General features: G+C 52.6%; 5 protein-coding genes. 3 read left to right on the top strand and 2 right to left on the bottom strand.

Annotation, left to right across the window (positions count from 1 at the left end):
- Positions 1–82 precede the first annotated feature (82 nt).
- Positions 83–1,237, bottom strand: a complete 1,155-nt coding sequence (lldD, locus tag HVE01_RS18565; RefSeq protein WP_146945327.1) for an FMN-dependent L-lactate dehydrogenase LldD — start codon at positions 1,235–1,237, stop codon at positions 83–85.
- A gap of 307 nt (positions 1,238–1,544) precedes the next feature.
- On the opposite strand from lldD, the gene HVE01_RS18560 reads away from it, so the two are divergent.
- From HVE01_RS18560 to HVE01_RS18550, 3 genes are read left to right on the top strand one after another with little or no spacing between them, the layout of a single operon-like run.
- Positions 1,545–2,318: a GntR family transcriptional regulator gene (locus HVE01_RS18560; RefSeq protein ID WP_125744767.1), complete on the top strand. Its 774-nt coding sequence runs from the start codon at positions 1,545–1,547 to the stop codon at positions 2,316–2,318.
- Positions 2,315–4,234 carry a sensor histidine kinase gene (locus tag HVE01_RS18555; protein WP_146945326.1) on the top strand — a complete coding sequence of 640 codons (1,920 nt, stop codon included), beginning with the start codon at positions 2,315–2,317 and terminating at the stop codon, positions 4,232–4,234. Before HVE01_RS18560 ends, HVE01_RS18555 begins: the two co-directional genes overlap by 4 nt.
- Entirely contained in the window at positions 4,227–5,609 is a 1,383-nt protein-coding gene (locus HVE01_RS18550) for a sigma-54-dependent transcriptional regulator (protein ID WP_146945325.1), read from the top strand. Before HVE01_RS18555 ends, HVE01_RS18550 begins: the two co-directional genes overlap by 8 nt.
- Here the strand turns inward: HVE01_RS18550 and HVE01_RS18545 are convergent.
- Complete coding sequence (locus HVE01_RS18545) at positions 5,585–6,256, bottom strand: metal-dependent hydrolase (RefSeq protein ID WP_146945324.1); 672 nt, start codon at positions 6,254–6,256, stop codon at positions 5,585–5,587. The two genes, HVE01_RS18550 and HVE01_RS18545, sit on opposite strands and share 25 nt — an antisense overlap.
- Positions 6,257–6,328: the final 72 nt, after the last annotated feature.

Below are 6,328 nucleotides of genomic sequence, written 5' to 3'. Positions count from 1 at the left end.
GCTGCCGTCTTGGCAAGGACTTTTGTAAAAAAACGCCAACATTCGTCTATTACCCCATATACCGCAGCACCACCCTCTCTATTTAAGCAAGCGTAGGAATTGCGTCAGGCACTAATGATTCGGTGCTGAGATCGGCAATGGTTCGCGCCCCAGTGAGCGTCATCGCCACTTTCATCTCTTTTTCAAAAAGCTCAAGCAGGTTAGCAACTCCCGCTTCACCTGCTGCTGCAAGCGCATAGATAAAGGCGCGACCAATCAATGCTGTATCTGCGCCCATGGCAATCACCCTTACTACATCCAACCCATTACGCACACCAGAATCTGCCAGGATGGCCAGGTCATCCTTAACTGCATCGGCAATAGCGGGCAGGGCACGTGCGCTAGAAGGCACGCCATCCAACTGACGGCCACCGTGATTTGAAACTACAATACCGTCAGCCCCAAAGCGGACTGCATCACGGGCGTCTTCAGCATCCAGTATGCCCTTAATAACCATTGGGCCGTCCCACTGCTCACGAATCCAATCCAAATCTTTCCAGGAAATAGAGGGATCAAAGTTATCGCCAAGCCAAGCAATATAATCCTCAAGTTCCGTCGGCTGACCACGATAATCAGACACGTTACCTAGATCATGCGGGCGACCATGCACACCGACATCCCAAGCCCAAAGAGGGTGCAACGCAGCTTGAAGCATACGCCTCATAGGCCCGCTTTTACCGCTCATGCCTGAATGGGCATCGCGATAACGCGCTCCAGGTACAGGCATATCAACGGTGAAGACTAATGTTTTAACCCCTGCCGCCTTAGCACGCTCAAGCACGTGCTTCATAAACCCCCTATCCTTCAATACATAAAGCTGAAACCAGATGGGTCGCTCAACTGCTGCTGCCACTTCAGCAATAGAGCATACGGATACCGTCGATAACGTAAACGGTATGCCCTTCTTGGTCGCTGCGCGTGCCGCCTGAACTTCGCCGCGCCTAGCGTACATGCCTGCCAACCCCACCGGCGCCAAGGCAAGAGGCATTGCCATCTTTTCACCGAACAGTTCAGTTTCTAGCGATAGCGACGACATATCTTTCAACACCCGCTGCCGCAACGCGACACCCGCCAAGTCTTCAACATTGCGCCGCAACGTATGCTCTGCGTATGCCCCGCCATCAGCATAGTGAAACAGAAACGGGGGGATGCGACGCTTGGCAGCTTGGCGGTAGTCCGTCGGTGATGAAATGATCATGGCAGGCCCTATGCAATAAATAGATGCACTACTTATAAGTACTATCTATAAACGGTCATCGAAGCGTCAGTATTAAGCGCCCCAGAAAAATTGGTTTTACCAATTTACAAACAATGAGTATCAACAGTAATGAGGCACAGAGAGCGTGTCAAACACGCATCGCGCACTATGACGTGTTTTAGCCATATACTTTAGTTAAAAACCAAATAAACAGTGTGAACAGCCAACCATTTGCTAAGCTTTTGCTATTGAGGCAAACCATTAAAGCCCCTATCATTGGTCTTACCAATTATGAGGATGTGCGCTAATGACTTATCCACCGCTCCGTCAGCAGCGCTTGGCTGATGTAATTACCGAGCGCCTTGAGGCCATGATTCTTGAAGGTAGCCTCAAGCCTGGCCAGCGCTTGCCCCCGGAAAGAGAGCTTGCTGAACAGTTTGGCGTGTCGCGCCCTTCTCTTCGTGAGGCTATTCAAAAGCTTGCCGCACGGGGCCTGCTTAATAGCCGCCAGGGGGGTGGTACCTTCGTGAATGAAACGCTAAACAGCGGCTATACCGATCCTTTATTGGAAATGCTTTCCCGACACAAAGAGTTTCATTTGGATTTGCTTGAATTTCGCGATGCGATGGAAGGCATTTCGGCTTATTACGCCGCGTTACGCTCCACACCGGCGGACAAAGCGGTATTAATCCAGCGCTTTGAAGAACTTGACGGTGGATTTGTGGGTGCCAACCCCGCCCAGGAGGCAAAGCTAGATGCTGCCTTCCACCTCGCTATTGCAGAAGCTGCTCATAACGTACTGTTACTACACACTATTCGAGGAATTTTTCATCTATTAGAGCAGAGTATCGTTGATAACCTCGCCCATCTTTTTGCAAAGCCCGACTCGCGCTCGCAGTTAATGAAGCAACACCGCGCCCTGTTAGATGCGATTTTAGAAGGCCGTGCTGAAGATGCCCGCAGCCGAGCGCACGAACACCTAGTGTACGTTGAGGAAGGTCTTCTCGAGATGGCCAGAGCGGAAACCCGCGCCCAGCGAGCATTGCGTCGTGCCCAAGGTACCAGTAGCACACCCGCATGAGTCGCTTATCTCGCCTTTCAGCCTATCGCTGGCGGCTAATCTGGCTGATCGCGATTCCGCTAGGACTAATACTATGCATGTGGCAAGCCGCTCAACTCGCCCGCGAGCAAGCGCTATCAAACTTACAAGACGATGCCGAAAACGAGCTACGACTTTCTGCCGCCAACTTAAACGGTTACCTGCTGCGTTATGATTATTTGCCACAAATGCTGGCGACCAGGGAAGGCGTACAACGTTTTTTAGACTCCCCTGACAGCCAAGACCCCATGCCGCTCAACTTACTGCTTGATCGTTTTCGCTTTACTTCTGGGGTCTCTGATGTCTATTTGCTTAACCGTGACGCCGATACCATCGCTGCCAGCAACTGGCACCGCCCCAATACATTTATTGGTCAAAACTACGCGTTTCGCAGCTATTACACCGACGCTATTACTGGGGGGCAGGGGCGTTTCTTTGGTTTAGGCGTACAGTCGCTTGAGCGTGGTTACTACTTTTCTGCGCCGGTGTGGCTTGACGACACCTCGCCCGATGCAAAGCCAGACGGCGTTATCGTCGTTAAAGTGTTGCTCGACGATGTTGAAGAGGGCTGGGCGGAACAGGATGCTGAGCTGTTTGTCACCGATAGCGACAATATTATCTTTATGGCCAGCCACCCTGAGCTACGCATGAATGCCCTCCATCCTCTCACTGACGACCAACGTGACACCCTCCGGGCAACCCGGCGCTATGCGATGGAGCCTTTAACGCCTTCCGGCATTGAGCTTGAAGCCCCTTACGGGTCAGATAGCTATCTCGTTAGCTTCACTAGCGGCCCACTAATCGGTGGGCACTATTTAAGCCTTACGCGCCCCATTCCAGAGTTTGGCTGGCAAATGCATATTTTAAAACCACTCACCCCCGTGGTGAATGCCCAGTGGATTGCGGCATTGATGGCGGGAGGCTTATATGGCGTGGTGGCCCTGGGCGGAGGCATTGGTTGGCAACGCTTGCGTTTACGCCGAGAGCGCGAAGCATTTGCAGAACGCGAACGGCAAACCCTAGCCAGGGTACGCGATGAGCTAGAGGTTAGCGTAGAACGAAGAACACGTGATTTAGTCGCCAGTAATCAGCGGCTCTCTGGTGAAATAGAGGAGCGACGGCGCGCAGAAGCGAGTTTACGCCAAACCCAAGATGAGCTGATCCAAGCGGCAAAGCTTGCGGTACTGGGCCAATTGGCTGCCGGTATTAATCACGAGCTAAATCAGCCCTTAGCGGCTATTCGCGCCTACGCTGAAAATGGCCGACGGTTTATTGAACTGGCGCAGTTAGATAAAGCAGACGCCAACCTAGCGCAAATTGTCGAGCTTACCCAGCGCATGGCCGATATTAGCGCCCAGTTGCGCCAGTTTTCTCGTAAAAGCAGTGAGCGCCAGGAAACAATCTCTGTGCAAGCTTGTATTGAGTACGCCTTGCGTTTATTTCACAGCCGCTTACGCGATGATGGCATCAAGGTGGTCCAACAATGGCCCGAGGAAACGCTTTGGGTTGAGGGTGATTTAGTCCGCTTAGAGCAAGTACTGGTGAACCTGATCAGTAACGCGTTACAGGCAATGAAAGAGGTAGCGTCTCCCATGCTGACGCTAAGTGTCGAAATCGCACAACAGCAAGTGATGATCAGCGTTGCCGATAATGGCCCTGGTGTCTCGGAAAACCACTTGGGTCAGATTTTTGAACCCTTCTTCACCACCAAAGCACCCGGTAGCGGATTAGGGCTAGGACTTTCGATTTCCTCACGTATTATGGAGGATCTGGGCGGCAAACTGCTGGTAGCAAATCAGCCCACTGGCGGAGCGCGCTTCATCATTACGCTACCCTGCTCAACAACACCTAACGTACTGCCGCCCTACTCAGTCAAGGAGAATAACAACCATGCATGAGCCGTCGACGCTGCCGGTCATGGTGATCGACGACGAACCACATCTGCGTATCACCGCCAGCCAAACACTCGAACTCGCAGGCTACACGCCTCACTGTTTTGAGTCTGCAGAACAAGCGCTTGAGGCACTACCAGCAAATTTTCCCGGTGTAATCGTCAGTGATATTCGTATGCCTGGCATGGACGGTATGGCACTACTGCATGAATTACACAGCCGTGATGCCACACTGCCGATTATCTTAATCACTGGCCACGGTGACATCTCAACCGCGGTCGAGGCGATGCGCGCAGGTGCTTGGGATTTTCTGGAAAAGCCTTTTGCTGGGGATCAGCTACTCGATGTCGTGAGACGAGGGATCGAAAAGCGCCAGCTAAGCCTGGAAAACTTACGCTTAAAAGCCGAGCTTGAGGTCCAGCAAGCGGCCCTTGGCCCACGCCTTGTGGGCCGCACACCGGTGATTTCTCGTCTGGCGGCAATGATTCAGCGCATTAGTCAAGTAGAGGCTGATGTACTGCTATTTGGCGAAACCGGCACCGGAAAGGACCTTGTCGCCCGTGCCATTCATGAACGCAGCGCCCGGCGCAATAGCCCGTTTATGGCGATCAACTGCGGCGCAGTGCCAGAAAACACCATAGAGTCGGAACTATTTGGCCATGAGAAAGGCGCCTTTACCGGCGCTGTAGAACGGCGAATTGGTAAGTTTGAACATGCCAATGGTGGCACCGTGTTCCTGGATGAGATCGAATCAATGCCATTGGCACTTCAGGTTAAGCTGTTGCGCGTATTGCAGGAGCGCAGCATCGAACGCCTTGGCGCCAACGAGACAGTACCACTCAATATACGAGTGATTGCCGCCACCAAAGTGGATCTCAAAGTCGCTGCTGAAGAGGGTAGCTTTCGCGAAGATCTCTACTATCGACTCAACGTGGTTACCCTGCCACTGCCCGCGCTACGCGAACGGCGTGAGGACATTCCACTGCTGTTCCAGCATTTCGCCGTGGTCGCTGCCAACCGTAGCGGCTTAGAAGCCCCCACCTTGGACAGCCATTCGATAGCCGCACTACTGGCTCACGACTGGCCTGGTAATGTTCGCGAACTACGCAACCTCGCAGAGCGTTATGTATTACTGGGAGCAGCCTTTGACTATCGCTTGGATGCATTACTGGAAGGGGCCAACGCCGACACCGAAGAGCCAACGTTGCCGCGCCAAGTAGAGCTATTTGAAAAGAGCCTTATTAGCCAATCACTGTCCCGCCATCATGGGCGTGTCACCGACGTGTGCCGTCATCTGGGCATACCCCGCAAAACTTTCTACGACAAGCTCAAAAAACACAGCTTAAGCGCAGACGATTATCGCCATAGCAGCGATCCTTGATGAAATAACTCAACCAACACGTCCCACGGCGGCACCCAGGGAACCAGGGTAAATAGCGCAATCAGCATAAAAACATTCGAGAGTGGGCGACGACCATCGCCCAGCTTTAGCGCGGTACCAAAAGAGCGCTTTAACCGCGCCCCCTCTAGGTCCACGCTGAAAAGCTCGTCCAGGCTCAAATGAATGATAAACCCCAGCATTACTGCTGCACTATGACACCAGGCCAGCCAAGCCGGCTGTGCCAGTAAATGAAAACTAAACGCTGCTGTCACCAGCGCGCACAGCACAGCCGCCATCAATGAGTGCCAAATACCCCGATGAACCGTTAGCCGTGCAAACACCACTGCCGCCAAATAACGTACGCTAACGTAAATGCCGCCACACGCCACCAGCAACAAACCGGGTGTTAACCAGGGCTGCAACAACAACACACCAATCACCAGCGAAGGCACCGATAAAAGGTTAAAAATCAATCGAATAGAGCGAGATCGGTCTGCATCTATATCAGGCAAAATACCGCCAAAGGCTACCAGGGCAATAATTAATAGCGCCTGAGTCACTGGCCACCACTCAGCCTGCCAGCCAACATAAGCCATTAGCACGCCGCCTGCTGCTGCTACCGTAATGTGCGTGCGAAAATTCGCCATAGCGCGGCATTCCTAGAAAACTGGATAAATTACCAGACTTTTGGCTGCCGCAACATGACTATTTAAGAAAAA

The sequence above is a fragment of the Vreelandella venusta genome (assembly GCF_007989605.1).
GTDB classification, from domain to species: domain Bacteria; phylum Pseudomonadota; class Gammaproteobacteria; order Pseudomonadales; family Halomonadaceae; genus Vreelandella; species Vreelandella venusta.
Note: the sequence above shows the minus strand (reverse complement) of the source record. Positions and strands in the feature narration are given on the sequence as shown.

Coding starts and splice junctions, on each gene's coding strand:
- HVE01_RS18560 (WP_125744767.1), top strand. CDS start 1,545: ATGACTTATCCACCGCTCCGTCAGCAGCGCTTGGCTGATGTAATTACC.
- HVE01_RS18555 (WP_146945326.1), top strand. CDS start 2,315: ATGAGTCGCTTATCTCGCCTTTCAGCCTATCGCTGGCGGCTAATCTGG.
- lldD (WP_146945327.1), bottom strand. CDS start 1,237: ATGATCATTTCATCACCGACGGACTACCGCCAAGCTGCCAAGCGTCGC.
- HVE01_RS18545 (WP_146945324.1), bottom strand. CDS start 6,256: ATGGCGAATTTTCGCACGCACATTACGGTAGCAGCAGCAGGCGGCGTG.
- HVE01_RS18550 (WP_146945325.1), top strand. CDS start 4,227: ATGCATGAGCCGTCGACGCTGCCGGTCATGGTGATCGACGACGAACCA.